The sequence below is a fragment of the Thalassotalea marina genome (genome assembly GCF_014656435.1).
GTDB classification, from domain to species: Bacteria; Pseudomonadota; Gammaproteobacteria; order Enterobacterales; family Alteromonadaceae; genus Thalassotalea_C; species Thalassotalea_C marina.
Genome location: NZ_BNCK01000010.1, coordinates 182,667 through 206,599, shown reverse-complemented (window position 1 = coordinate 206,599; position 23,933 = coordinate 182,667). Strand labels below are relative to the sequence as shown.

The 23,933-nt window shown below is 38.0% G+C and carries 18 protein-coding genes and 1 other RNA gene; 8 read left to right on the top strand and 11 right to left on the bottom strand.

Going from position 1 to position 23,933, the window contains the following annotated elements; genetic code table 11:
- Nucleotides 1-167 precede the first annotated feature (167 nt).
- From IE199_RS19335 to IE199_RS19305, 7 genes are all read right to left on the bottom strand, one after another.
- A complete protein-coding gene (locus tag IE199_RS19335) occupies nucleotides 168-962 on the bottom strand; it encodes a putative bifunctional diguanylate cyclase/phosphodiesterase (protein WP_189773964.1) in 795 nt (264 codons plus the stop codon).
- A gap of 90 nt (nucleotides 963-1,052) precedes the next feature.
- Nucleotides 1,053-2,033: a diguanylate cyclase domain-containing protein gene (locus tag IE199_RS19330; protein ID WP_189773962.1), complete on the bottom strand. Its 981-nt coding sequence runs from the start codon at nucleotides 2,031-2,033 to the stop codon at nucleotides 1,053-1,055.
- Nucleotides 2,023-3,609, bottom strand: a complete 1,587-nt coding sequence (locus IE199_RS19325) for a GGDEF domain-containing protein (protein WP_189773960.1) — start codon at nucleotides 3,607-3,609, stop codon at nucleotides 2,023-2,025. Before IE199_RS19325 ends, IE199_RS19330 begins: the two co-directional genes overlap by 11 nt.
- Complete coding sequence (locus IE199_RS19320) at nucleotides 3,602-4,033, bottom strand: type 2 periplasmic-binding domain-containing protein (protein ID WP_189773958.1); 432 nt, start codon at nucleotides 4,031-4,033, stop codon at nucleotides 3,602-3,604. The genes IE199_RS19325 and IE199_RS19320 overlap by 8 nt, the downstream gene beginning before the upstream one ends.
- Nucleotides 4,030-5,247 (bottom strand): hypothetical protein, encoded by a 1,218-nt coding sequence (locus tag IE199_RS19315; protein WP_229854850.1) that lies wholly within the window; start codon nucleotides 5,245-5,247, stop codon nucleotides 4,030-4,032. The genes IE199_RS19320 and IE199_RS19315 overlap by 4 nt, the downstream gene beginning before the upstream one ends.
- A gap of 251 nt (nucleotides 5,248-5,498) precedes the next feature.
- The gene (locus tag IE199_RS19310; RefSeq protein WP_189773955.1) at nucleotides 5,499-5,957 is read right to left on the bottom strand and encodes a hypothetical protein; all 459 of its coding nucleotides are present in this window, start codon (nucleotides 5,955-5,957) and stop codon (nucleotides 5,499-5,501) included.
- Nucleotides 5,958-6,132: 175 nt separating this feature from the next.
- Entirely contained in the window at nucleotides 6,133-7,629 is a 1,497-nt protein-coding gene (locus tag IE199_RS19305) for an amidohydrolase family protein (protein WP_189773953.1), read from the bottom strand.
- A gap of 131 nt (nucleotides 7,630-7,760) precedes the next feature.
- Here IE199_RS19305 and IE199_RS19300 point away from each other — a divergent pair, with 131 nt between their 5' ends.
- The 5 genes from IE199_RS19300 to IE199_RS19280 all read left to right on the top strand — a co-directional run bounded on the left by IE199_RS19300 (nucleotide 7,761) and on the right by IE199_RS19280 (nucleotide 13,974).
- The gene (locus IE199_RS19300) at nucleotides 7,761-9,554 is read left to right on the top strand and encodes a winged helix-turn-helix domain-containing protein (RefSeq protein ID WP_189773951.1); all 1,794 of its coding nucleotides are present in this window, start codon (nucleotides 7,761-7,763) and stop codon (nucleotides 9,552-9,554) included.
- A 288-nt stretch (nucleotides 9,555-9,842) separates the two neighbouring features.
- Nucleotides 9,843-10,430 carry a methylamine utilization protein gene (locus IE199_RS19295; protein WP_229854849.1) on the top strand — a complete coding sequence of 196 codons (588 nt, stop codon included), beginning with the start codon at nucleotides 9,843-9,845 and terminating at the stop codon, nucleotides 10,428-10,430.
- Nucleotides 10,420-12,747: a bifunctional diguanylate cyclase/phosphodiesterase gene (locus IE199_RS19290; RefSeq protein WP_189773949.1), complete on the top strand. Its 2,328-nt coding sequence runs from the start codon at nucleotides 10,420-10,422 to the stop codon at nucleotides 12,745-12,747. The genes IE199_RS19295 and IE199_RS19290 overlap by 11 nt, the downstream gene beginning before the upstream one ends.
- Nucleotides 12,731-13,552, top strand: coding sequence for a DUF3034 family protein (locus IE199_RS19285; RefSeq protein WP_189773947.1), 822 nt, complete (start codon nucleotides 12,731-12,733; stop codon nucleotides 13,550-13,552). The genes IE199_RS19290 and IE199_RS19285 overlap by 17 nt, the downstream gene beginning before the upstream one ends.
- Nucleotides 13,552-13,974, top strand: coding sequence for a group I truncated hemoglobin (locus IE199_RS19280; protein WP_189773945.1), 423 nt, complete (start codon nucleotides 13,552-13,554; stop codon nucleotides 13,972-13,974). Before IE199_RS19285 ends, IE199_RS19280 begins: the two co-directional genes overlap by 1 nt.
- A 636-nt stretch (nucleotides 13,975-14,610) precedes the next feature.
- Here IE199_RS19280 and rnpB read toward each other — a convergent pair.
- Both rnpB and IE199_RS19270 read right to left on the bottom strand, forming a co-directional pair.
- An RNA gene (gene rnpB / locus IE199_RS19275) (RNase P RNA component class A) lies at nucleotides 14,611-14,977 on the bottom strand.
- Nucleotides 14,978-15,146: 169 nt separating this feature from the next.
- Nucleotides 15,147-15,398, bottom strand: a complete 252-nt coding sequence (locus IE199_RS19270) for a biopolymer transporter ExbD (RefSeq protein WP_189773943.1) — start codon at nucleotides 15,396-15,398, stop codon at nucleotides 15,147-15,149.
- A gap of 259 nt (nucleotides 15,399-15,657) precedes the next feature.
- Between IE199_RS19270 and IE199_RS19265 the strand changes: the two genes are divergently transcribed.
- On the top strand, nucleotides 15,658-17,718 hold the full coding sequence (locus IE199_RS19265; protein WP_189773941.1) for a TonB-dependent receptor: 2,061 nt from the start codon (nucleotides 15,658-15,660) through the stop codon (nucleotides 17,716-17,718).
- Nucleotides 17,719-17,754: 36 nt separating this feature from the next.
- On the opposite strand, the gene IE199_RS19260 is transcribed toward IE199_RS19265, so the two are convergent.
- Both IE199_RS19260 and IE199_RS19255 read right to left on the bottom strand, forming a co-directional pair.
- Nucleotides 17,755-18,306 carry a response regulator transcription factor gene (locus tag IE199_RS19260; protein ID WP_189773985.1) on the bottom strand — a complete coding sequence of 184 codons (552 nt, stop codon included), beginning with the start codon at nucleotides 18,304-18,306 and terminating at the stop codon, nucleotides 17,755-17,757.
- Nucleotides 18,306-19,541, bottom strand: a complete 1,236-nt coding sequence (locus IE199_RS19255) for a sensor histidine kinase (RefSeq protein ID WP_189773939.1) — start codon at nucleotides 19,539-19,541, stop codon at nucleotides 18,306-18,308. The genes IE199_RS19260 and IE199_RS19255 overlap by 1 nt, the downstream gene beginning before the upstream one ends.
- A 287-nt stretch (nucleotides 19,542-19,828) precedes the next feature.
- Between IE199_RS19255 and IE199_RS19250 the strand changes: the two genes are divergently transcribed.
- Together IE199_RS19250 and IE199_RS19245 are read left to right on the top strand one after the other, a co-directional pair.
- Nucleotides 19,829-21,715, top strand: coding sequence for a polymorphic toxin-type HINT domain-containing protein (locus tag IE199_RS19250; protein ID WP_189773938.1), 1,887 nt, complete (start codon nucleotides 19,829-19,831; stop codon nucleotides 21,713-21,715).
- Between the two features lie 146 nt (nucleotides 21,716-21,861).
- Entirely contained in the window at nucleotides 21,862-23,922 is a 2,061-nt protein-coding gene (locus IE199_RS19245) for a prolyl oligopeptidase family serine peptidase (protein WP_229854856.1), read from the top strand.
- Nucleotides 23,923-23,933 lie beyond the last annotated feature (11 nt).

The following is a 23,933-nucleotide window of genomic DNA, read 5'->3' as shown; positions in this document are numbered from 1 at the left end:
TAGGTCGATCCCACAATAAAAATCATGTAATTTGGTATAGAATTTCATTGAGCTTTCTCCTTTTGGTTTGGTCGCCTAGAAGTTTAGCCAATGGTTAAACTTCGGGGAGAAGGTTCAATAAGTATCACGGCACATTAAAAGAATTTATAGGTATAAAATACATCTATTTAATGAGAGTTGTTTTTTTCGAGAAACTTAACAAGTTCATTAAATGCCATTGGTTTAGCCCAATGATAACCTTGTGCCATTGAACAATCGTTTTCTCTTAACCACTTGGCAGTTTCTTCGTCCTCTACACCTTCGGCTACGTTTTCTATATGTAAGCTTTTACTCATTTTTATTATTGATTTTACAATATGTTGATTATGAAAATTAGTAGCAATATCTTTAAGAAATGACTGGTCAATTTTCAACGTTTCCACGTTAAATTTACTTAGATACCCTAGATTCGAATATCCTGTCCCAAAGTCGTCAATAGCAAAAGACACCCCCTTAACATTCATTTTATGGATTTGCTCTTGCACGTGATCTGCATCATCAAAAATTACCGATTCGGTGATCTCTAACTCTAACAAATGGGGGCTAATTTGATTGGTGTTGAGTGCTTTAAAGATAATTTGTGGAAGTGCACCACTTCTAAAGTCGACCAATGAAACATTAATCGCTACTGAAATATCTTCAATATCTGCCTTACGCCATTGTGCCATATCACTACATGCTTGATTTATCGCCCATTTAGTAATATCTACAATTTGTCCAGACTCTTCCGCTGCAGAGATAAAGTCACCGGGAGAAATAACACCTCGCTCAGGGTGATGCCATCGGGTTAAGGCTTCAACACCTACTATTTTATTAGTGTTTAAATCTATCTTGGGTTGATACAACAACCGTAGCTGTTCACCTTCGATAGCACCTTTAATTGCATGAATATAAAAATACTTATCTGCCTCTTTAATTTTCATATAGGGTTCAAAGTAACAAACACTATTCACAGTACTCTGTTCTACGTTTTGTAACGCTAGGTAGGCATTTTTTTGCAATTCTTCAACTGTTTATCCATCAAAGGGGGCAACAGCGACACCTAGCAAACAAAATAGCGATACCTCAATACCATGCACGTCAAATTTAGTCGACATTGCCTGTAACAAGCGTTCCCTAAACAAATCACTCTCTTTTGAACTTTCTGAAACTTTTAGTAGCGCAAAACTGTGACCTGACAACCGATAAACCCTCTCCCCATTTTGCATCATCGAATTTAGTCGACCGGCAACTTGGGCTACAGTTAAATCACCTAGTTGACGTCCCAATGTATTGTTTAGTTGTTGCAAGCTCGGAAAATCTAAAATAAATACAGCAACACGTAGGTTGTTAGTTCTTGTCACTAAAATTTCATTTAGCTCTCGTTCAAACACAGACTCTTTCGCTAGTGATGTCAGTTCATCATAGTCTAATAGTTTATTTGCCTTTTCTAACTGGTCTTGCAAAGTTGCAATACTTTTAGCTCGCTTTTTTAATGCTTGTTTAAAATTATGGATAAATACGTAGCTAATTGAGCCGAATAAAATTAACACCACGAGTATATCGACTGCACGAATTCGATATGAATTGGGGTTTTCTTCTAAGATCTCAATCAAATTAACTTCGTGAGCCAATGCCAAAATAATGACCTGCATAGCGATTGCTAGAAAAATTGGGATGACTAACATTTTTGAACCCATGGTATAGGCCAAGAGGATAATGCAAGGGTATGCAAAAAGGGCAGAGTTATAGATACCATTTTGCTCCCAGGATAGGTAAAACACTAAGGTGGATATGCCCCACAATATTAAGCCGCGAATGACCTGTACTGTATCTGAATTGGCCCACCAATAGAGCAAAATAAGGCCTGTAATACATATAATTAGACCAACTTCAACGTTATCATAGTGTGTTAATGCCAATTCACTCACTAACAATAAGCTCAATGCTGCCAACGCCATCAATATGGTTTTCTTGACGCTGGCTACTTCATTTATCACACGACTAGTTGTCATTGGTTTGCTCATTATAATCTTTATAAAAAGCAACAGACTGCGCAGGATCCCTTTTCTCCTTAATAGCGTACATTGCTTTATCTGCAGCCTGAACAAGTGAAGATAGATGCTTTTCGTCGTCAGGAAACAAGCTTATGCCGATACTCGCCCCGACGTTTACATCTATATTTTCATTTGACAAAAAATAAGGTTTTTCTATTTTAGATATGATTTTATTCGTAATATCAGACGCTTGTCTCGCGTTAACTTTGGTTAAAATAACGACGAATTCATCACCTCCCCAGCGTATTAATACATCGTTTTTACGCACAGACTTTTTTAACTGCATAGCGACATATACAAGCACTTTGTCTCCAGCGTCATGTCCATATACATCATTAATTTGTTTAAACTTGTTTAAATCCAATAACAACATGGCAAAAGGGATATTTTCATAAATTAACTTTTCAATTTGTGCTTCGCCGCCTCTGCGATTAAATAGCATAGTTAAAGCATCAGTATTTGCTTTAATATTTAGCTGTTCTACTTGTTGTCTTCTTTGTGAAATATCATGCAGTGTTATTTGATGAAATTCATGAAAGTCTTCGGTAATTGCTAAATTGACAATTGCCTGAACCCATACTGCAGCGCCAGTGGTGCTAGACCGATTAAGTTTAAATTCGCCACTAGCCATTTCGTCATTACCAAATGCTTCTTCAACAAGCGTAATTAACCGTTGTTGGTCTTCAAATATGTTCTTTAAAAATGGGCCAAAACTTTGTTGCAGATTCAGGCCCAAACGCTCGAGTAAACCAATAAAAGCTTTGTTGTATAAAACGATATTTCCATTAGGCTCGGTAAGTACTATTGGAGAGCTGGCATTTTCAAAAAGTAATTTAAAATGGCGAGAAAGTTGCTCTACTTGTTGACGAAGATTGCGCTCTTCGACAATCTGTTTACTGCTGCGGTCTAACAGTTTATTGATATCTCTAACTAACAAACCTATTTCACTTCTTTGGTGATAAGTTGGAATTGGCACCCTAGCCTCAGTACCGGGTTTGACGCTATGTAATATCCTTGCAACTGTAGTAATAGGTTTGGCGACGATCACAAAAGACACCATAATAACAGTGATGGTGATGATAGCTGCCTGAATAATAATAGATAACTGATTATCTTTGCTGATTTCTAATGCTCTTTGCTCTATATACTCCAAGTTAGGCGTTATCGTTAACACGCCAACTTCACGGCTATTCTCAAAAGGCGAATACAACTTAAACGCTTGGCTATCCTTTGTTTGGTAAAAGTCTTCAGAAGACTCATAAATTGATTCTGTCGAGATTGCTACCCCTTGAATGACATCGTTACTAATCAAACCGGCAATAACTTCTTTTATTAATTCCTGATCGTTTAAATAGGTAGCAATAGATACGGTTGACGAAACGGTTTTATACAATTGAGACACGTTTTTTCGACTAGATTCAAATTCATCCACATAAGTAATTCTAAAAAAAAGTTGCGACACAATAATACCTACTGCAAAGGCAGTAAAAATCACCACAATAGCTAGTCTTAATGTTAATGCACTTTTATTCATTCAAACGGTAAACTACTTTCAAACTGTCATTTAATGAACTGATCGGAATATAGCCTATTGCTAATGGATTTTTTTCCAAGTAAGCAATCACTTCCCCCACAGAATCTTGATCTACAACACTTCTTTTCCTTCCAGAAAACTTAAGTCGGGCCCAATAAGCATTAACACTAGCAAGACTCCTGTTAATTAGTTTTTTGTAAAATAATTGTCTAATTTCAGGCTCTCCAGATAACTCCACAGCAATCGCAAGCTCTCCATTTGGAAAAGCGGTGTACTTGCCCATAAAGATGTCAATTACTTCTGATTTCGATAACGTTTGAATTGGAGTACCTTTACTCATCACAACAACCATGTCTTCTTGACCCCAACTCAGAGGCGCAAAAAGCCATAAGACAAGAATCAATAACCCTTTTACATTTCTCATAGAGCAAAACTCAAAGACAATACCAAGCTATTCACCTTTTCTTTGGGGGAATCTAAACCAGTATTGATCCAAAGTGTATCGCCATTTTCACTAATGTCGGTCCTGGTGAACTGCAGCTTTGACACTATGCTAGGCGTAATATCCCAGCGCCAACCGACCGACATCGACTGTTGATTTGAAGAATAAAAATTTGCGCCATAATCGATAGCTTGAATAAGCTCTGGGATTAGAGCCGTGTTAACCCCTACTTCGTTAAACTTATATTGCTTCGAGTCGGTTTGGGCGATAACGGTATAAAATGTATGTTGGTTATATTGATATGCTGCACTGACATAACCACTGTTAAGCGTGCTTATCATCTTTGAATCAGCATCAACTTGCGCCAATTCAAAACTGAAAAGCCAATTGCCAAGGTACTTTTGGCCACTTAAGGATAGATATTTAGCATCAATATTTTTTAAATTAACCTTAGAATAAAATGCCTGTTTGTTTGGCCAAATAAAATCGGGAAGTAAGGCTATTTGTGTATTTATTAAATCAACTGCGTTGGATTTAGCACTAAGCTTTCCTTGGCTAAATCTAAATTGTAGATTCCAGTCTCCTTTATCATAAGTCAATGACGAACCTAACATTTTGTCTAGATCAAGCCCTTCATATTCACTGTCGGCAAACACAATGGAATCGCTTTCGCCGGCGAAAAACTTTGCTCTAACCAGAGCATCACCAACACGAGTAGAATATGAAACATCTGCACCATCGTAATATAAAAATGGAATAATGCCGTATACTTCTGTTGGTACTTTAGCCCAAGAGTATGCAATATTGACATTTCGATACTCAGTGATCATAAATAAATCAGGGGATAAGCGACCAAGTCGGAAGGACCAATTCGTATTTGGTGTGTAGCGCATAAATGCTAGAGATATATAGTCATCCCATTTTGACTTGGCAATATCTCTTAGTACAACTTGTCCAACAAAATCGACGTTATTACCCAATTTAGTTTCGAGCTGGCCACCGATTAAACTAAACTCTTTAAAATCTACATCACCTTCAAATACACCGTTATCACTTCGAATATCTCGTCGAAACCCGTATTGTTTCGAATCTGATAAAGTCATTGCGAGCGTACCAAAACTGCTCCACTCAAGTTCATTAGCATGAGCATAAAAAGCAGAGAAATAGATCAATAAAATAATGATAATTCGAGGCAAAATTCAAAACTCAACAGTTGCTTTATAAACTATAAAATTAGTCGTAATTCTAATATTTATCAAAGCAAGTGCTTAAGTTTACTCTCAAATTGACATTACATTGCGAGTATAATTTTAAAGCCTAAATTAGCCATTAAAGTACAAATGGCACATTTATTATGTGTGCTTATTTAGCGGTATTGTTTTTTGAAAAAATGTCCTAAGTGATGGCAAACACTCAATTCGAATTGCTTACCCGTGTGAACTTAACCCTATTTATCAGTCGCTTTTGAGTCTTGTTGTTTATTTAATTGACTGATCTTAGTTAAGTGCTTTTCCACTAATTGTTTTGCATAGGCTGAAGTTGCACCGTTAGCTAGTTGTTGTTCTAGCGTTTGCTCTATTTTATCAAATAGCTTATCTATGTTTTGCTGATGCTCTTTTCCTGTTTTATGTTCGTCAAGTTTGCTTTCATTGATTGCCGTTTTTTCATCTGGCGTATCATTATCCGCACCACGAAAGACAAATAAACCGAGCCAATCGTCACTGTAGTGCCCTAGTTTCATCAGCTTTTTATAATAGCTGCGCTCTGGTGAGTTATTTTGGACAACATCGATAAAAGCACACGTTAGTGATACTGGGCTCAATAATAAATCCCTCAACGCATCTATAGCTAATTTCGCTTGAAATACCACGACATTTTTTAAAATTTTCTTACGGTGACTTGTCACAATTTGCCTTCTCTTTCGCCAAGTTACGCTAAATCTAAATGACATTAAATAAGAGTATCGTTTAATCAAAGAAAATGCATCCCATGAAAAGGAAAACTAAGCCCCGCTTTTTGCAGGGCTTAGTAAGAGTTAGGTATCAACCTAAGGATAAATATTTGGCTGACTTCACCAGGCTTTAGTGTTTTACTTGTTTTAGTTGAGATACATGAAATAGATCACGTGTTGAGGCTTTTCCTTGCAAAATAACCGTGTTGATATCGTCATAAGCCAAAGGTGTCTCCAATGGATTACTATTTAATAAAAGTAAATTAGCCATCTTACCTGAATCGACGCTACCAAAATCGTGTTCAAGATTATATGCTTTTGCATTATTAATGGTTGCTGCGGCAAGTATGCCTTTTAATTTCATGCCTGATTTATACATGTCTTGCAATTCCATATAAGTAGATAAACCAGGTTGGGATGCATATGTTGGTGCAGGTGGTGTATCAGACGCTAATAGTATAGTTGCACCATGCTCATATAAGTAATTAAGTACTCGCTGACCATTAACTTGTTTTGCTGTGAAACGTTCAACAATTTTCGCAACAGGTAGCCCATCCCAATCTTGGTACATTTCTTTTGCAAACCATTGGCCTGACTCACTTAAATACCAATCAAGTTGCCATTGTGGCAGTACATTCTGGTATTCTGGACGCATCAAGTGTCCATCAACCATTAAATCTGTTAGTCCTCTAATAACATTTAATGTCGGTTGATAAGCGATGTTACGTTCGATAATTTTATCTAACACAGCAGTAACTTTAGGTGGTAGTTGTTCTTGATTGCTAAGCTTTTGTTCTTCTAACCAATTCCAAAGCCCATGTCCCATAATAGTTACCCCATGATCTGCTGCAATATCCTGCATATCAGTTGCGTTAGCATGTGCCATAGTAGGTAAATTTAATTTAGCCGCATGTTGAGTTAACTCTTTCAAGGTGGCATTACTGATAAGCGGTATATTTTTAGCTAAATCAAAACCATCTTCGATGTAAACTTTTGCACATACAGCGCCGTCTTCTGATAAACGGTTCACCGCTTGTTTAGCCTGATGCGCCTCTTTGATGACCTTTGGAGTTTCAGGGTCAGTGTCCTGAGCGACATAATAAGGTCTCTCATAATGTAAATGTTCATGCTCAATTCCACGGGCGTTATAACCGTTGACCACTGGCATTGCACCACAAAAGAACGCTTTAGGTGTCATACCGCTATCGTGGAATGCATCGATACCTTGTTGTGTGTTTGAGGGATCAATAACTTGAGTTACTCCATAATAAAGATAGTTTACACCTTGTCTTGCTAAATAAGCTTGCTGCATGATCGATGCATTGTTATCTGCTGGGTTTAATCCAGGCATTGTTTTTAAATGGGTATGGCTATCCATTAACCCTGGGATCAGAAACTTTCCTGTGCCATCCACAATGTGTTTTGCTTTAGGCAGGTTTTTATCTGAGCCAATACTGACAATTCTATTACCATTAATAGCAACCCAGTGATTTGATTTTATATCTACTTTTTGCTGATTTTGTGGCGAGATAACCGTAGTATTTTTAATTAATAAATCAACCTGTGCCCAAACCGGCTTTGCCATAAATGGCGTACATAATGCTAACGCGAATAACTGTTTTTTCATCAGTGCCTCCTAAATAAAATGCAAGCTTAATTAACAAGGGCAATATCGTCCTAAGTTATTTATAATATTGATCTAAAATTTTTCTAAAATAAGAAAAACAACAATAATTTCAACACTTTAAAGAAGTAGCGATGGAACCCTTTAAGTTAGGAAATTGGCACGTATCACCTAAATTGAATCAATTAACATTGATGCCAAGCGGTAAAATAGAAACAGTAACACCTAAAATTATGGCGTTACTTACCGTATTAAAGGAACAAGGAAGTGAGCCTGCAAATGTAGAGCAACTCATTTCAAAAGTTTGGCACGATAGGATTGTCGCCGATAGCTCTGTTTATCAAGCAATCGCCCAGTTAAGAAAAGTACTCAATCAAGATGCAGAACACGCTTTATATATAGAAAGAATCTCCGGCCAGGGATATCGAATTTCTCCAGAGATAACAATTAGCCCCATCATTGAAATTAGTGATAAGGCTGATGTTGAAGTTAAAAATCAAAATAAAGTAAAACCGATATTAATTCTCTTTGGTTTACTGGTTATAACATTTGTCGTTGTATGGTTAGTAATGACCTCTGACTCTAGCAAAGAAACACAATCTCAACATTTTGAGTCGTTGACGCTGGCTAAACACTTAACAACAAAAACTGAACCAGGGTCGCTTCATCACGCTAAACAGCTTTATTTATCAGTGTTGCGAGAGAGCCCTAATAATGCAGAAGCGCTTAATGGTTTATGCAATAGCTATAGATTACTGGCGATTTATGACACCATGACTGAAGCAGAGCGCGATAGTTTGTGTCAGCCGTTGCTTGATAAGGCTTTTGAATTACAACCCGATAACGCCTTAGTCATAGCATCAATGGCTCAACAATCCTATGAACAAGACAATATAAAACAAGCTAAGTTACTTTTTAAAAAGGCGCTGTCTATAACGGAAAAAGAAGCCAGTATTTGGCATTGGTATGGTCAACTCATGCGCAGCCAAAATGAAATTGAAAGTGCCTTAGACGCCCATCAAAATGCTTTTAGACTAGCCCCTAACGACCCCATTGTGCTGCGCGGTCTGGCCTATGCCTACTTAAACAATCGCGACCTGGATAATGCACGTAAATACTTTGAACGAAGTATCGTAATAGCGCCAAAGTTTAAAAATAGAGCCTTGTATGAGTTAGACTTTTACTCGTTAAATCAAGAAAGAGCACAGCACTATTTAACTTGGTCACTTGAATACAACGACAGCTACCTACAACGATTTCCCGTTCATCGATTAAGTTATGTAATATTTTTGCTCAGCCTCAACCAAATAGAAGTTGCTGAAGATGAGCTCAGTAAAGTCGAAGCGCTGGAAACTATTCCTCAGCACTTTTTGCTTTACACTAAAGCTTCAATTGCTTGGCATAAACAGCAACCTGAAGAAGCAATAAAATTACTAAAGCAAAGGTACCTTCTTTCACCAGAGAAAAATCACCTCGTCATGCCCTATCTGTTAGCACTTGTTCATACAGATCAAGGAGCAAAAGCTCTCGAGTTGTTTGAGCACCACTTTGCTAACATTATTGAACTTGAAACAATTCAAGCCAAACACTTAGGACAATACCTGTTATTAGCTTCACTTTATCAATCAACAGACATGGATGTTGAATATAAACAGGCCTATGCCAAATTATTACGCTTTCGACAGGAGCAAGCTGCATTCCCCGATGAATACGAACTGCTTTGGTATGAGCTAAATGGAAATCAAACAAAAATCTATCCTCTCTTAATGCAAATGATAGCGAATGGTTGGATACCAGATTACAACGACAATATGTTTACTACCTCTCACTATTTGAACTTGATCAACACAAAAGAACAGCAGTCTTTATGGTTAAATGCATTACAACAAACACAACAATGCATCTGGCAGCGTCGTCAATGCCAATAACACACCTGTATATCAGAGGTATCATTAGGATTAAGCTTAGAGAAAAGACATAAAAAACCTTAACAAGCAGCACAAACACGACAACTTAGACTAGTTTTGAATTCTTATGGATGAGTATTCTCAAGCCCTTACCTAAATACATTTAAAGTTGGACTAGGCTATTGATTATGGCTAGTATTATTTAAAAGAATAATTAGAAGCTTGGGAGTTCTCATTAACTATACAACCTTGATAAAAACTTGTTGTTTCAGTGTCTTACTACTGTTTCTAGTTAATGCACAAGCAAACATGGTGATAAGTATCACTGATCAAAATGGAGCTCCGCTAAAAGATGCTATTCTGGAAATTCAGTCCATTGATAAAGCATCAGGTTCGGAGAATACTAATAATGTGTATGTGATGGACCAAGTTAATAAGACTTTCAGCCCTCACGTACTCGCGATTCCGCAAAATAGCCGCGTCAGTTTTCCTAATAGTGACAATATTCGCCATCATGTTTATTCATTTTCTAAAGTTAAACCATTTGAATTGAAACTTTATGCCGGAAAGCCCGAGGCGCCAGTCACGTTCGATAAATCGGGGGTAGCAGTACTAGGTTGTAACATACACGATTCCATGGTTGGGTATATTTATATTCACGAAAACAATACGGTGTACAAATCAAATGACAAAGGTCAAATCACCCTTGATTACCCTTTGAATAACATAGAAAAAATATGGTTATGGCATGCCAGAAATACAACTGGGATCAACTTCAAGAAAGCGCTAATAGTTAGAGACTTTATTCAACAAAAAAATAGCTTAGCTATATCAATTGAAGTATTGCCGCCTGAGCCAAGAGACAGTTTTGAAGATGTTTTTACACATGTTCACTAATGTTAGTTTAAAAGCACAAATTACATGGCTTTCTGCTAGCTTGATATTTATCACGACGCTAGTGCTAACAACTAACTATTGGTTAAAAACTGCCAGTTTTTTCGAGCAACAACTTCAGCAACAAATGCACTTTGCACAAAATGTGCTGAAACAAAATCTTAAACAGAAAGAACAGGTATTAAGTACCTCAGCAAGCGTACTGGCAGCAGACTTTGGCTTTAAGCAAGCCGTTGCAACTCAAGATACTAATACAATTCAAAGTGTACTATTAAATCACAGTCGCAGAATTGATGCCGATTTAATGGTATTAACAGATATCAACGGACAATTTATTGCCAGTAGTGACAGCGCTAGATATTCTTCAATTAAAACAAAATCTTATTTTAGTGAATTTCTTCTCAATAAAATACAAGCAAAAATTGTCGCTATAGAAAACAATGTATATCAAGTTATCGTGGTACCAGTGAAAGCGCCAAGAACCATAGGATATGCAATAATTGGCTTTCAATTTGATCAGCAAGCACTGATTAAACTTAAAGAATTACTTTCACTAGACATCACATTTGTCAAACAAGGACAAGTTATTCGATCAAGTTTAGATAACGAAACCTTGAACCGTGAAAGCATCAATATTATTGATAAGAAAAATGATGACGTTAGTTTGCTTTTTTCTTTTGGACTCTATTTTCATCAATCACTTGCCATAGTGAGCTCTGACGATATTAAGGTGGTTTTATCCGCTTCCTTAAAAACACTTCATAATGATTTTAAGCAACTGATGTTAGCGACCATTCTAGCGGCGCTAATTGTACTCTTTATCGCGATAAGTTCTTCTCGTTTAATGTCCAATAGAGTAACAAACCCACTGCAAAACCTGATGGCTCTTACCAGAGACATAAGTTCAGGTAATTTTAACGTTCCAAAGATAAAACATAATTTTCCAATAGAGCTGAATAAGCTCTATCAAAGCTTTGGGGTAATGGGAAAAGCCATTGAGCAACGAGAAAACCAAATCACCTATCAAGCTGAACGAGATTTACTTACAGGCCTATTTAACCGCCATAAAATTTTAACTGAAGTGCAAAGCTTATTAAGCATTAATACCAATATTGCGTTAATCAATTTTAATGTTAAAAGTTTTAAAGCCCTAAATGACACTTTTGGTATTAATAATGGCGACAGTATTTTGCAAGAAATCGCCAATAGACTTAACTCTTTAAAAAACAAGTTCGAACCTGAAAGTACTGTTTTATCATCTCGCACTCATGCTGACGATTTTTTGGTAGCTATCAGTATTGAATCGATAAGCCAATTAACGGGTATAATTGAATTATTGCGTTCGGCATTAGAACATCCTTATTTATTAGATGAAATTACATTAAAGGTGCCATTGTACTACGGTATCGCCAACTCAATTGAACATGGCCAAGATGCGGAAAAGTTGATTCGAAGAGCGACAATGACCGCCTCAAATGCAGTTAAAACGCGACATACTTTTCTGTATTATCAAGACGGTGAAGACGAAGCCTATTTGTATAAACTCAATTTAATTGAGGAACTTAAGCAAGCACTAGAACAAGAAAGCTCGCCGTTATTTTTAAACTATCAACCAAAACTTAACTTAAAAACAGGCAGCATAGATAAATCAGAAGCACTCATCCGCTGGATCAACAAACAAGGCGAATTTGTTAATCCTGAACTATTTGTCGCTCTTGCTGAGCAATCAGGCTTAATTGTCAGCTTAACGCATTGGGTAATTAACGAAGTAGCAAAACAAATTAATCTGTGGAACCAATTAGGATATCGCTTTAGTGTATCAATTAATTTATCTGCTCAAGACATTCAACATCAAGACTTTGTTAATTATCTAGTAGATACGGTTGCTAAACATAACGTGCAGCCAGCACAAGTTATTTTAGAACTCACTGAACGTGACATTGCCGACAATGAAACATTAATTCTATCTAAACTCAATCACCTCAAGACCTTGGGCTTTGAAGTTTCTGTTGATGACTATGGCATTGGACAATCATCATTAGCCAAATTAAAAAACCTTCCTGTTGATGAATTAAAAATAGACAAGTGTTTTATCTTAACTTTAGATAAATCACAGCAAGATCAAGATATCGTCTCCTCCACCATAGAATTAGGCCATAAGCTCGGCTTGCGGGTTATTGCCGAAGGTGTAGAAAACCAAGCAAGCTTAGCGTTACTCAAACAATTTGGTTGTGACTATATTCAGGGTTATCACATATCACGACCACTAAAAGCCGATCAATTAATCCAATGGTATAACACTTATGTTTCGACTAATTAGCTTCACTTTATTGTTATTACCTTTATGTTGTTTAGCTAATGGGAAGATATTAGCAACACCTGGCGTTTCTCAAATTGAAGGTTCTGCTGGCGGCGGGCTCGTTCCTTGGGCACAACTTGCTGGCTACGCTACCGAAGATGAATGGGCAATTTCCGGCTTTTGTACACAAGCTAATGTCGATGATTTTGAGTTAACAAGTTGCGGTATTCAGGGTAATTTATACGATCGAATTGAGCTTTCTTACGCTACGCAAAACTTTGATGTATTGCCATTGTCACTCAAACTCTCTCAAGATATTTATGGTGCTAAAGTCAGGCTCTACGGTGACTTAGTTTACAGTGATTGGCCGCAACTCTCGCTCGGTGTGCAATATAAAAAACTAACAACACCAGATATAGCCTATTCATTAGGAGCAAAAGACGACAATGGTACGGATATCTACATCGCTATGAGTAAACTCCATCTTGGATTACTCGCAGGTTACAATGTTCTGTGGAATGCAAGTTTTCGTTACACAACTGCCAATGAAATAGGGTTGTTGGGTTTTGGTGGCACTAATGGGAATGGGGCTATTAATGCTGAGGTTTCAGTAGCCGTATTATTGAATAATCACCTTGCCATTGGTACAGAGTATCGACAAAAACCTGACAATTTGGGTTTAAAAGAAGATGATTGGCATGACATTTTTATCGCCTGGTTCCCAAATAAACACGTGAGTATGACAGCAGCTTATATCAATTTAGGCACTATCGCCGGCTTACCAGATCAAACAGGTTGGTACTTCTCTTTAACTGGATATTACTAATGAAAAGAATCATCCCTCTAACATTATGTTTATTGAGCTTTTTAGGTTGCTCGTCAAAGGTGACTGAAGAGTCACTTTATCAACAATTAAATGGCCAACCTGGTATTGAAAAAATCGTCGACAGTTTTATTCAACAAATAGCCAAAGACAAACAAATTTTTCCCTACTTTGCCAAAGCAAGTGTTAGTCATTTCCGACAAGGATTTATAACACATTTATGCGATGTTTCAGGTGGCCCGTGCCAATATCAGGGAGATAACATGAATGATATCCATACGGGTATGCAAATTACAGAAGCCGACTTCAATCGCGTAGTAGAATTATTGATAAACGCCATGGAAGAAAACAATATCACCTACCCTGCACAAAATAGGGTGCTTGCGCTATTAGCCCCATTACGAGCAGAGGTCATAAAAATATGAATGCTAATTGCTTAAGTAAAACCCTCTGAATTCAATAGACTAATGGTTTAACTGATATAGTTGCCAGTCAAAAGTCTACCAATAGAAAGCGCATAATGAAAAACCCCCGCATTTCTGCGAGGGTTAAAATTTGGTGTGTTGACCAATAAGCCGCTTTTGTTGTGCCGTAAATGGAGTGGACAATCATGATCCTAACAGTAAAAACCACTGCATTTCCGCAAGGGTTAAAATTTGGTGTTGACCGATAAACCGCTTTGGTTGTGGCGTAAACGTAGTGGACAATTATTGTCCTAAAAAGAAAAACCCCAGCATTTCTGCGAGGGTTCAAATTTGGTGAGTTGACCGATAAGCCGCTTTTGTTTTGGTATAAACGGAGTGGACAATTATTGTCCTAAAAAGAAAAACCCCAGCCGAAGCTGAGGTTTATGGTATTTGGTGAGTTGACCGATAAGCCGCTTTTGTTTTGGTATAAACGGAGTGGACAATCATTGTCCTAAAAAGAAAAACCCCAGCCGAAGCTGAGGTTTATGGTATTTGGTGAGTTGACCGATAAGCCGCTTTTGTTTTGGTATAAACGGAGTGGACAATTATTGTCCTAAAAAGAAAAACCCCAGCCGAAGCTGAGGTTTATGGTATTTGGTGAGTTGACCGATAAGCCGGGTTCTGTCGTGGACAATCATTCGTCTAGGCCTTAAATCACTCTAAGGCTCAAGCAACCTACCCGGTTTCAACGCGAGCCACGCCATATGAAACCCTATTTGGTCTTGCTCCGGGTGGAGTTTACCCTGCTGCCAACTGTTGCCAGCGGCCCGGTGCGCTCTTACCGCACCCTTTCACCCTTACCTGTACTAGTGAACTAGCCATCGGCGGTCTTCTCTCTGCTGCACTTGTCGTAGGCTTTCGCCCCCCAGACGTTATCTGGCACCCTGCTCTTTGGAGCCCGGACTTTCCTCCCCCTGAAAACATTAAAAATGAATCAGGCAGCGATTGTCTGGTCAACTCGGCGCGCATTCTACCCGATAACCTTGCCTCAAACAAACCTATTCGCTTGTCTCTCGACTAGAAAATTCGATTTTAGTTATTTTGGCGTGTTGGGCATCTGACATTACGTGATACAAATATTGGTAATTAACATTGTCACTGGCAACAATACGTAAATGGTTATCGGGGTGTTATTGATGAATTACTTGTAGCTGCGTTTTTAAAGACGACGTAGGTATTTTAGTGCCTTGCCAAATAACTTCATTATCATTAAGCAACACCAATTCAGCGACACTTGGCTCTATTGTTGGTTGATTTTTTGTTGTATCAACATCCATTTTTACTGACGATAACAGTAGAGGTGACGCCAGCAGTAAAATAATGATTAACACTAACATTACATCAACTAACGGCGTCATATTGGGTTCGTTAAATTCTGGCAAAAAACTTTCGTTACTTGCACATCCATGACAATAGGTTTTACAACATCTTGTTCAACCGAGTTCTTCTGTTCCATTGGTGTAGAGATCATAATAACAAGTCTTCACTGTTATCAAATTTTTTGCTTTTTACAGCATGCTCAATTTTGATTTTAACACTGTGACAAATTGTCGCACTTTGTGGATTTCTACTTGTTCTAACAAGGTGAGCAGGCAGAAAATAACCTTATAAAACGTAACATTAACAAATTAATAAGCAGTTATGACATCTCACTACCCTAAATTATATCAAGCTATTTTATTGGGCTTATTCAGCTATTCTGTATCACCACTTGCTGTGGCAGATGACATAGAAACTATCACGGTACTTGGAGAGAAGTCGACGGAGAAAGTCACTTTGGTTGACAATGAGGTTAGTGTGCACGATATCGCAGATAACCTTTTGATGATCCCCGGCGCTAATGTTAACAAAAATGGCGCTTTAACAGGCATAGTGCAATATAGAGGTTTATATGGTGATCGCATTGCCACAAAAGTAGGCGGTCAAACAATTATTGGTGCGGGCCCTAATGCAATGGATCCTCCTCTCAGTTATAGCCCTAACATAATCACGGAAAATGTTATTGCATACAGAGGCATTGCTCCAATTACTGCAGGCATTGAAACCTTAGGTGGTTCAGTTGATACCGTGTTGCGTCAGGCAACGTTGCAACAAGGTTCGACAATAGCAGCCCAAGGCATAGTTTTACTTGGTTACCAGTCGAATGCTAATGCTCAACAACAGGCTGGTGCTATTAATATTGCTTCAGATAACTTCGCCACTTTAGTGTATGTTGACCGTAAAAAGGCCAATCATCAAGAAGCTGCTGATGGACGCGATATCATCCCGTCAGCATACACAAAAATACAATCAGGTTTAGACACTCGCTTTAACGTTGCCGATAGTGTTTATGGTTTTTCTTACCATTACAATGATACTCACGATGCAGGAACGCCTGCACTTCCCATGGACATTGACTTTATTTACGGTCACCGCCTAAAAATTGATGGTGTACATTCCCTAAAAAGTGGCGAGTTAAACTGGCATCTAGGTTACATGGATGCCGACCATAAAATGGATAACTTTAAACATCGCATAAATTTAATGACGATGAAACACCGTGTTAACCACGCGCAGTCAAACTCCATTTCTTTCAATATAAACTGGCAAAACGATGACTTAACTATCGGCGCTGACGGTTATCAATCTACCCATGATTCCGTAATAAGCAATCCTAACAACATGATGTTTAATGTTGTTAATTTTAATGACGTAAAAGATAGTAAATTCAGTTTTTATACTCAGTGGCAAACTCGGTTAGATCAACATCTGATCAAATTTGGTATCCGTGCCAAACACATTAGTGCTGATGCTGATAAAGTAAATCATCATATGGCGATGATGAATCCAACGGTATCAGGGCTAGTGCAGCAATTTAATCAAGCAGATCGCAGCCAATCGGATACCAATCTTGATATGACGTTCGATTGGCTTTTTCCAGAAGTTAATAATGTGCAATTTATGTTGTCAATTGCCCAAAAACAGCGGGCACCTTCATATCAAGAGCGCTATTTATGGCTGCCGATGGAAGCAACAGCGGGCTTGGCTGATGGCAATACTTATTTAGGTAATACAACTCTTGATAGTGAAACCGCAAGACAAGTTAACCTAGGTTTAACGTATCAGCAAACAAGCCATATTATAACTGCTGATATTTTTTACTCCGATATCAAAGACTACATTCAAGGCATTGAGAATTCAGATATGGCGATCAATATGTTCGCCAATATGATGATGAACAGTGACAAGGTATTAAAGTTTAGCAACTTAGACGCTGAGCTTTATGGCTTTGACGGTTATTGGTCATATCAGCTCAATAGTCGTTGGCAACTGGCGAGCTCCATTAGTTATGTGCGAGGAAAGCGCTCAGACATTAGCGATAATTTATATCGTGTTGCGCCGCTAAACGGCTATGTAGCCTTATCGTATCAACACAGTGACGTCTCTATTACGGCTCGCATTCACGGCGTTGGTGCACAAAACAATGTTTCGACTTTAAACCGCGAACAGAAAACCAGTGGTTATGGCTATATTGACCTTTTAGGTCAATACCAAGTATCTCGTGACTTAACACTAGACTTTGGCATTAAGAATTTAACCGATCGTCAATACACTAGCCACTTAAGTGCCTACAACCGAGTAGCGGTAAGTAAAATAGCAATGAAAGAAAGGCTGCCAAGTAACGCAAGAAGTCTATGGCTGTCGGCTAACTATCAATTTTAACGGTTCCGCGAAGGCATTTGCCTTTACCCTCTAGCCCTAGCTTTTGTCATGAAAGCTAGGGCGTTTTTTTAACTTACGTTGCAGCGTTCTTCTATGCATTGAAAGATGTCGGGCGGCTGCAGAAACATTCCCTTCATGAATTTTTAATACTTGCTGGATATGTTCCCATTCCGCTTGCTCAGCAGAAAGTTTTTGTGGTGCGGTGTCTAAAGTGCTAGTAGTTAATGCATTATTTTCATCATCACCGTGTAAAACTCTTAAAATAGTTTCAGTATCTACCGGCTTTGCTAAGTAGTCATCAGCACCAAGTTTCATTGCTTTAACCGCGGTAGCAATACTGGCATAGCCAGTTAATAAAATAATTCGACTGTTTGGCAGGAACTTTTTCAACGGCTCAATAAGTAATAAACCACTATCTGCCCCTAAATGCATATCCAAAATAATCACATTGGGGCAAAACTGCCTTGCCATTAATAGTGCTTGTGAATGATCTGCAGCATTTTGAGACTCAATACCGTGTTTTGCGAGTCGCCGTTTTAGAATGTTGGCAAATGCCACATCGTCTTCAATGTGTAATACTTTCATGATCAATGCTTAATGATCGGTAAGGTTAATGTCACAACCGCGCCACCGCTGGCAGCATTACTTAAGGTCAGTTTACCGGAAAGTCTTTCGATGCTGGTATTGCTTAATAAAATTGAAATACCAAAACCATGCTCACTGGGCTGAACGTAATCGCCCAGTTTTTCTAACTGCTCTACAAAAAAGCCGTGCCCAGAATCAATAACTTCTAAGTGCCACTCACCACCAGTCGTTTTTTCAACAACCTTTACCACCCCCTGTTCAATATCAACATTTGCCCTGACGGCATTGTCGATAATATTGATTAAAGCAGGTAATAACGATGCATCACTAGCAAGCACCACTTTGTGTAATGATGATGTAAATTCAAAACGAGATTCGGGGTAAGTTAATCGACAGTGTTGCTCAAGCTGATTTAATAAAAAGTCGCTATTAATATGAAACTTCTGATCGGTTCTAATTTGTTCACTGGTTTCTCGAAACGCATGTAAGCTGGCATTACATCTTTCAACTTGCTGTTTTAAGTCTTTAACAACGTCTTGATTTTCAATATTTTCTTCCATCAATTCATCAATGAGCAAATTCATGGTAGCTATTGGTGTTGCCAAGTTATGCGTCACTTGTGCTGAGGCGACACCAAGCGCAATAATACGCTCCCTTTTTAATTGTTGTTCTCGATATTGTGCCAACTTAATTTCATGTTGTTTGATGGCGCGAGCTAAATAGGCAACCACAATAGATACCACTACAGCGGAAAACAAAAAGTTAATCCACATGCCAATAAAGTGGCCTTCCATATTGCCATGCATAACATGCATCGGCATCGTCCACAGCAATAAACTATAAGTTAATACCGCAGTACAAGCGACAAGCATTAAGCCACTTGGCGGTAATGAAACAGCAGCAATAGCAATGGGAATTAATAATAACGAGATAAAGGCATTAGTTGCGCCACCACTAAAATATAGCAACATAGCTAAAAATAATACGTCCGCTAACAGCTGAATAGCGATATCTACAGAGCCATGTCTAAGTTTCTTTTGATATCGCCAATAGCTTACACCATTAAAACACACCTCTATTAAAACGATAGTTAAAACGGGAAAAAGAGGTATGTCGTAATGCAATGCAAACGTAACAAATAGCACTAAACAAAGTTGCACCAAAATCGACATCGCACGCAGTGCCAAAATTAAATTGATGGTCGATAAATGGGAAAATTTACTTAACAGCGCTTTCACTAATGTTCCTCTTAACCTATTAGTAAGGCAATTTAAGCCCCAAATACTATTGCCATTAACAGTGATTAAATACGTGAATAATTACAACTGTATACCCTATAGTACCAGAGCATTTTGACGCTTCTCAAATAAAACCTTTGTTACTGCTGGATTTTTAACCAACATTACGTTACTTTAATTCAAATCCTTCGGATAACCGCTTGTATTACTCGCTAATAGCCTGCCTAGCGACTATCTGAACCTAAAGCAGTTAATTTGTTGTTAAAAACAAAAGGGAATAACTCAGCATGGCTTTGGCTTCAGTAATTTTTAAACAACTACGCTTATCTATTGTCGTCGCTATCACAGTGTTCTCGCTATTGTTAATATCAATACCTGAAACAACAGGAGCAAAATACGGTAGTTACAATAGTTACAGTACCTACAGGTCGTACAACAACAATAACTATTATCGTCAGCAACAATATCGCCAAAACCAGCAGTTAGCGAATCAAGCTCAACAGCAACGTTTGATGCAGCAACGACAACAAATGCAGTTGCAGCGCCAACAAATAAGAGCCAAACAGGAACAGCAAAGGCAAATTGTTCGCGAAAGACAACAACAAATGCGCCAGCAAGTAAAACTTAGACAACAAGAAGCACTGGCACAGCGTCAACGTATTGCAATACAACAAAAAAAGCGTATTGGCGCTATAAAGCAAACACAAAAGTCACAGCGAGATGGTATTAACAATGCTCACACCATCGCAATTCAAAAAGCCAATCAACAGGCCATGGTTAGCTCACAACAAAAATATCAAGCTAGAAAAGTAAAACTTCACAAGTTGGCTAATGAACGCCAAAAGCGTTTAGAAAATGAAAAAAAAGACCGTAACAAGGAGAAAAATATTTACCTCGCCTCATTGGGCAATCTAGGGAAGGTAAATGACGTTACTCAGCCAAAAGTTAATAACGCAAATAACTTAAGTCAATTCAAAATCAGCAAAGAGCAATTTAGGAAACAACCTACACTTTGGGAGAAGATCAATAAACGCTTAGCCGCTACACGTCAAAAGATGACCTTGGTCAATGCTAACATCAACAAATATGCAAGCAAAAAAGTTAATGATACTAAGCGACTTGCTCAAAAAGCTAAACAGGCGAGCCAGAAAAAACAGCAACAAAAAAAGCTATATGCTCGAGGTACTGGCTGTGCTATCAATGAAGGCTCTGTTAAAAGCGCTTCATTTCATGGCGATACATTAGTAAAAACAGTCAATGGTTATAAGCCGATCAAATTAATTAAAGCCTATGAAGATTTTGTTTGGTCACGAAACGAGTTCACAGGTGAAATGGCATGGCAACAGGTAACTGACCATCGTGTTAGCCAATATTTGCACCATATTAAAATTGAAATTACATCAGCTGACCTACAAAATCACCAGTCTATTTTCGCCAGTGCAAACCATCCATTTTTTGTCAGTCAGGCCGCAGCCAACGACATCAATTTTGCAACCAATCACACTGGGCAATGGTTAGAAGCGGCTGATTTAGCTGCCGAAATGAAATTGATTGATGAATCGTTAAATCACCTTATCATCACTCAAATCGATAGCATTGAAAAACCTCTTACCGCTTACAATTTAACAGTAGCTAACTTTCATACCTTTTTTGTTAAAGCTGGCAACAACCCGAATGTAAAAGCGATATGGGTGCATAATGAGTCAAAGAATGACAGCTGCACACGACCACCTAACAACGTTCCAGGAATCAGACTTACCTATGACAAACAGGCAAAAGAATGGATTTCTCCACAAGGACTTAGGTATGGAATTAGGCCTCAAAAAGTTAGGAATAAAGCAACGAAAGACAAAACAAGCATTCAGCATGTTTTGCTTCACCTAGAAAAAAACTTTAAAGGAAAAGAAGAAAAGAAAATTCATACAACATTTAAAGTAAAAAGGAAGCATGTATTAAAACTATTAGATGACGCTTGGGCTATTAAAAAGAAAAATAACATACAGAAAGATAGCAAAGGAGGCTATGTAGTAAATATGAATTATGAAGTAGGAGAAAATGGTCTTAAGGGTATTAGGATTGTTACCATGAAAAATCAACCAAACGTTGTTGTTACTGCCTACCCATGCAGTTTAAAGGAAACAGACAAAGGTAAAGATATTTATTGCCATAAGTAAGATATTCAAATTTTAAGAAAGTTGCTAATTAAGTTCGCTAACTGTTAAAAAGATGTAACATTTAAAGTTTTCCATTACCATGCTTTAGTGGTTAAATAGACAAGGTAAAATAAAACTAAAAAGGTGTTATTTTGAAAAAAAATTTAATCAGTCTCGCGAGTTTGGTGGCTTTATCTACACTAACAACTGGCGTCAATGCATCAGAAAAAGATCCATACCTATGGCTTGAAAATGTTGAAGGTGAAAAGGCATTAAATTGGGTAAAACAACAAAATACTCAATCACTTTCTTATTTAAAAGGTCAAGATACTTACCAAACAATCTATGAAAATACGCTAAGTATTGTAAACGATAAAGAGCGTATTCCTTATGCGGGTGAACGTGGTGGTTATTATTACAACTTTTGGCGTGACGAGAATCATGTAAAGGGTATTTATCGTCGTACCACGCTAGAAGAATACAAAAAAGACAAACCAAAGTGGGAAACCATTTTAGATGTTGACGCGCTGGCAAAAGCTGACGGTGTCAGCTGGGTTTATAAAGGCATGAGCTGTTTATACCCAAAATATGAACGTTGCTTATTGTCACTTTCTCGCGGAGGTGCCGATGCAACTGTTGTTCGTGAATTTGACATGACAACGAAGGCGTTTGTTAAAGACGGTTTCACTTTACCAGAAGCTAAATCGGCAATTAGCTGGAAAGATGAAAATTCAGTATTTGTTGGTACTGACTTTGGTGAAGGTTCTTTAACAGACTCTGGCTACCCTGGTGTTGTTAAAGTATGGCAACGTAATACACCGTTATCTGAAGCAAAAACTCTATACAAAGCAGATAAAACCTCAGTATCAGCAGGTGGTTACACTGTTTATGATGGTGATGACAAATATCACTTTATTTACGACGGCACCAGCTTCTACACTCGTGACATGTATTTGTTAGAGAATGAAAAGCAAATCAAATTTCCTATCCCTAATGATGCAAGTATTGTTGGCTTAAACAACGGTAAGTTTTTTGTTCAGTTAAAAAGTGCATGGAACGGCTTTGCCCAAGCTGAAGTAATTTATGCTGATATTAAAGATGTTAATAAGAAAGACATTAAATTTACTAGCTTTATTAAACCGTCAGAGAAGCGCTCTATTGAAGGTTTAAGCTTCACTAAGTCAGCTATTTTAGTGACGGTAATGGACGACGTAAAAAACAAAGTCTTCCGTTACTTACCAAAGCAAAACGGTACGTGGCAAATCGACCAAGTGAAATTTCCTGAAACAGGCACTATTTCATTATTTAACACAGATCCAGAACGAGATGACTTCTTTGTTACTTACACTGACTTTTTAACACCAGCCAGCCTATATTTAGTTGACGGTAAAACATTAGAATTCAGTAAACTAAAAGGTGCAAAATCTCATTTTGATACCAGTAAATTTGTTGCTAAACAACAATTTGCCACCTCTAAAGATGGCACACAAGTTCCTTATTTTATCGTGCATAAAAAAGGCATGAAATTAGACGGCAAAAACCCTACTCTTTTATACGCATACGGTGGTTTTGAAGTTTCAATGCAACCTTTTTATTCTGCCAGCATAGGGAAAAACTGGTTAGAAAATGATGGTGTTTATGTATTAGCTAACATCCGTGGTGGTGGTGAATACGGACCAAGATGGCATCAGGCAGCATTAAAGAAAAACCGTCATAAGGCGTTTGAAGATTTCGAAGCTGTTGCAGAGCAACTTATTGCCGACAAAGTGACTAAACCACAACACTTAGGTATTCAAGGTGGAAGTAACGGTGGCTTGCTAGTTGGTACTGCATTTACTCGCAGACCTGACTTATATAACGCGGTTATCTGCCAAGTACCATTACTGGATATGAAGCGTTTCAATCAGTTATTGGCAGGTGCTAGCTGGATGGGAGAATATGGTAACCCAGATAACGCTGATGAGTGGCAATACATTAAAACGTATTCACCTTATCACAACCTAGATAAAGACAAACAATACCCAAAAGTATTCTTTACTACTTCTACTCGTGATGACCGCGTTCACCCGGGTCATGCTCGTAAAATGGTAGCCAAAATGAAGGACATGGATATTGATGTACTTTACTTTGAAAACTTAGAAGGCGGACATGCCGGCGCAGCTAATAACGAACAGCGCGCCATGGTAAGCAGTTTAACTTATGTTTATTTAATGGATCAGTTAAAATAGTTCGTGATTTA

Coding starts and splice junctions, on each gene's coding strand:
- IE199_RS19320 (WP_189773958.1), bottom strand. CDS start 4,033: ATGAGAAATGTAAAAGGGTTATTGATTCTTGTCTTATGGCTTTTTGCG.
- IE199_RS19250 (WP_189773938.1), top strand. CDS start 19,829: ATGGCTTTGGCTTCAGTAATTTTTAAACAACTACGCTTATCTATTGTC.
- IE199_RS19330 (WP_189773962.1), bottom strand. CDS start 2,033: ATGACAACTAGTCGTGTGATAAATGAAGTAGCCAGCGTCAAGAAAACC.
- IE199_RS19265 (WP_189773941.1), top strand. CDS start 15,658: ATGACATCTCACTACCCTAAATTATATCAAGCTATTTTATTGGGCTTA.
- IE199_RS19305 (WP_189773953.1), bottom strand. CDS start 7,629: ATGAAAAAACAGTTATTCGCGTTAGCATTATGTACGCCATTTATGGCA.
- IE199_RS19280 (WP_189773945.1), top strand. CDS start 13,552: ATGAAAAGAATCATCCCTCTAACATTATGTTTATTGAGCTTTTTAGGT.
- IE199_RS19300 (WP_189773951.1), top strand. CDS start 7,761: ATGGAACCCTTTAAGTTAGGAAATTGGCACGTATCACCTAAATTGAAT.
- IE199_RS19325 (WP_189773960.1), bottom strand. CDS start 3,609: ATGAATAAAAGTGCATTAACATTAAGACTAGCTATTGTGGTGATTTTT.
- IE199_RS19335 (WP_189773964.1), bottom strand. CDS start 962: ATGAAAATTAAAGAGGCAGATAAGTATTTTTATATTCATGCAATTAAA.
- IE199_RS19285 (WP_189773947.1), top strand. CDS start 12,731: ATGTTTCGACTAATTAGCTTCACTTTATTGTTATTACCTTTATGTTGT.
- IE199_RS19290 (WP_189773949.1), top strand. CDS start 10,420: ATGTTCACTAATGTTAGTTTAAAAGCACAAATTACATGGCTTTCTGCT.
- IE199_RS19295 (WP_229854849.1), top strand. CDS start 9,843: ATGGTGATAAGTATCACTGATCAAAATGGAGCTCCGCTAAAAGATGCT.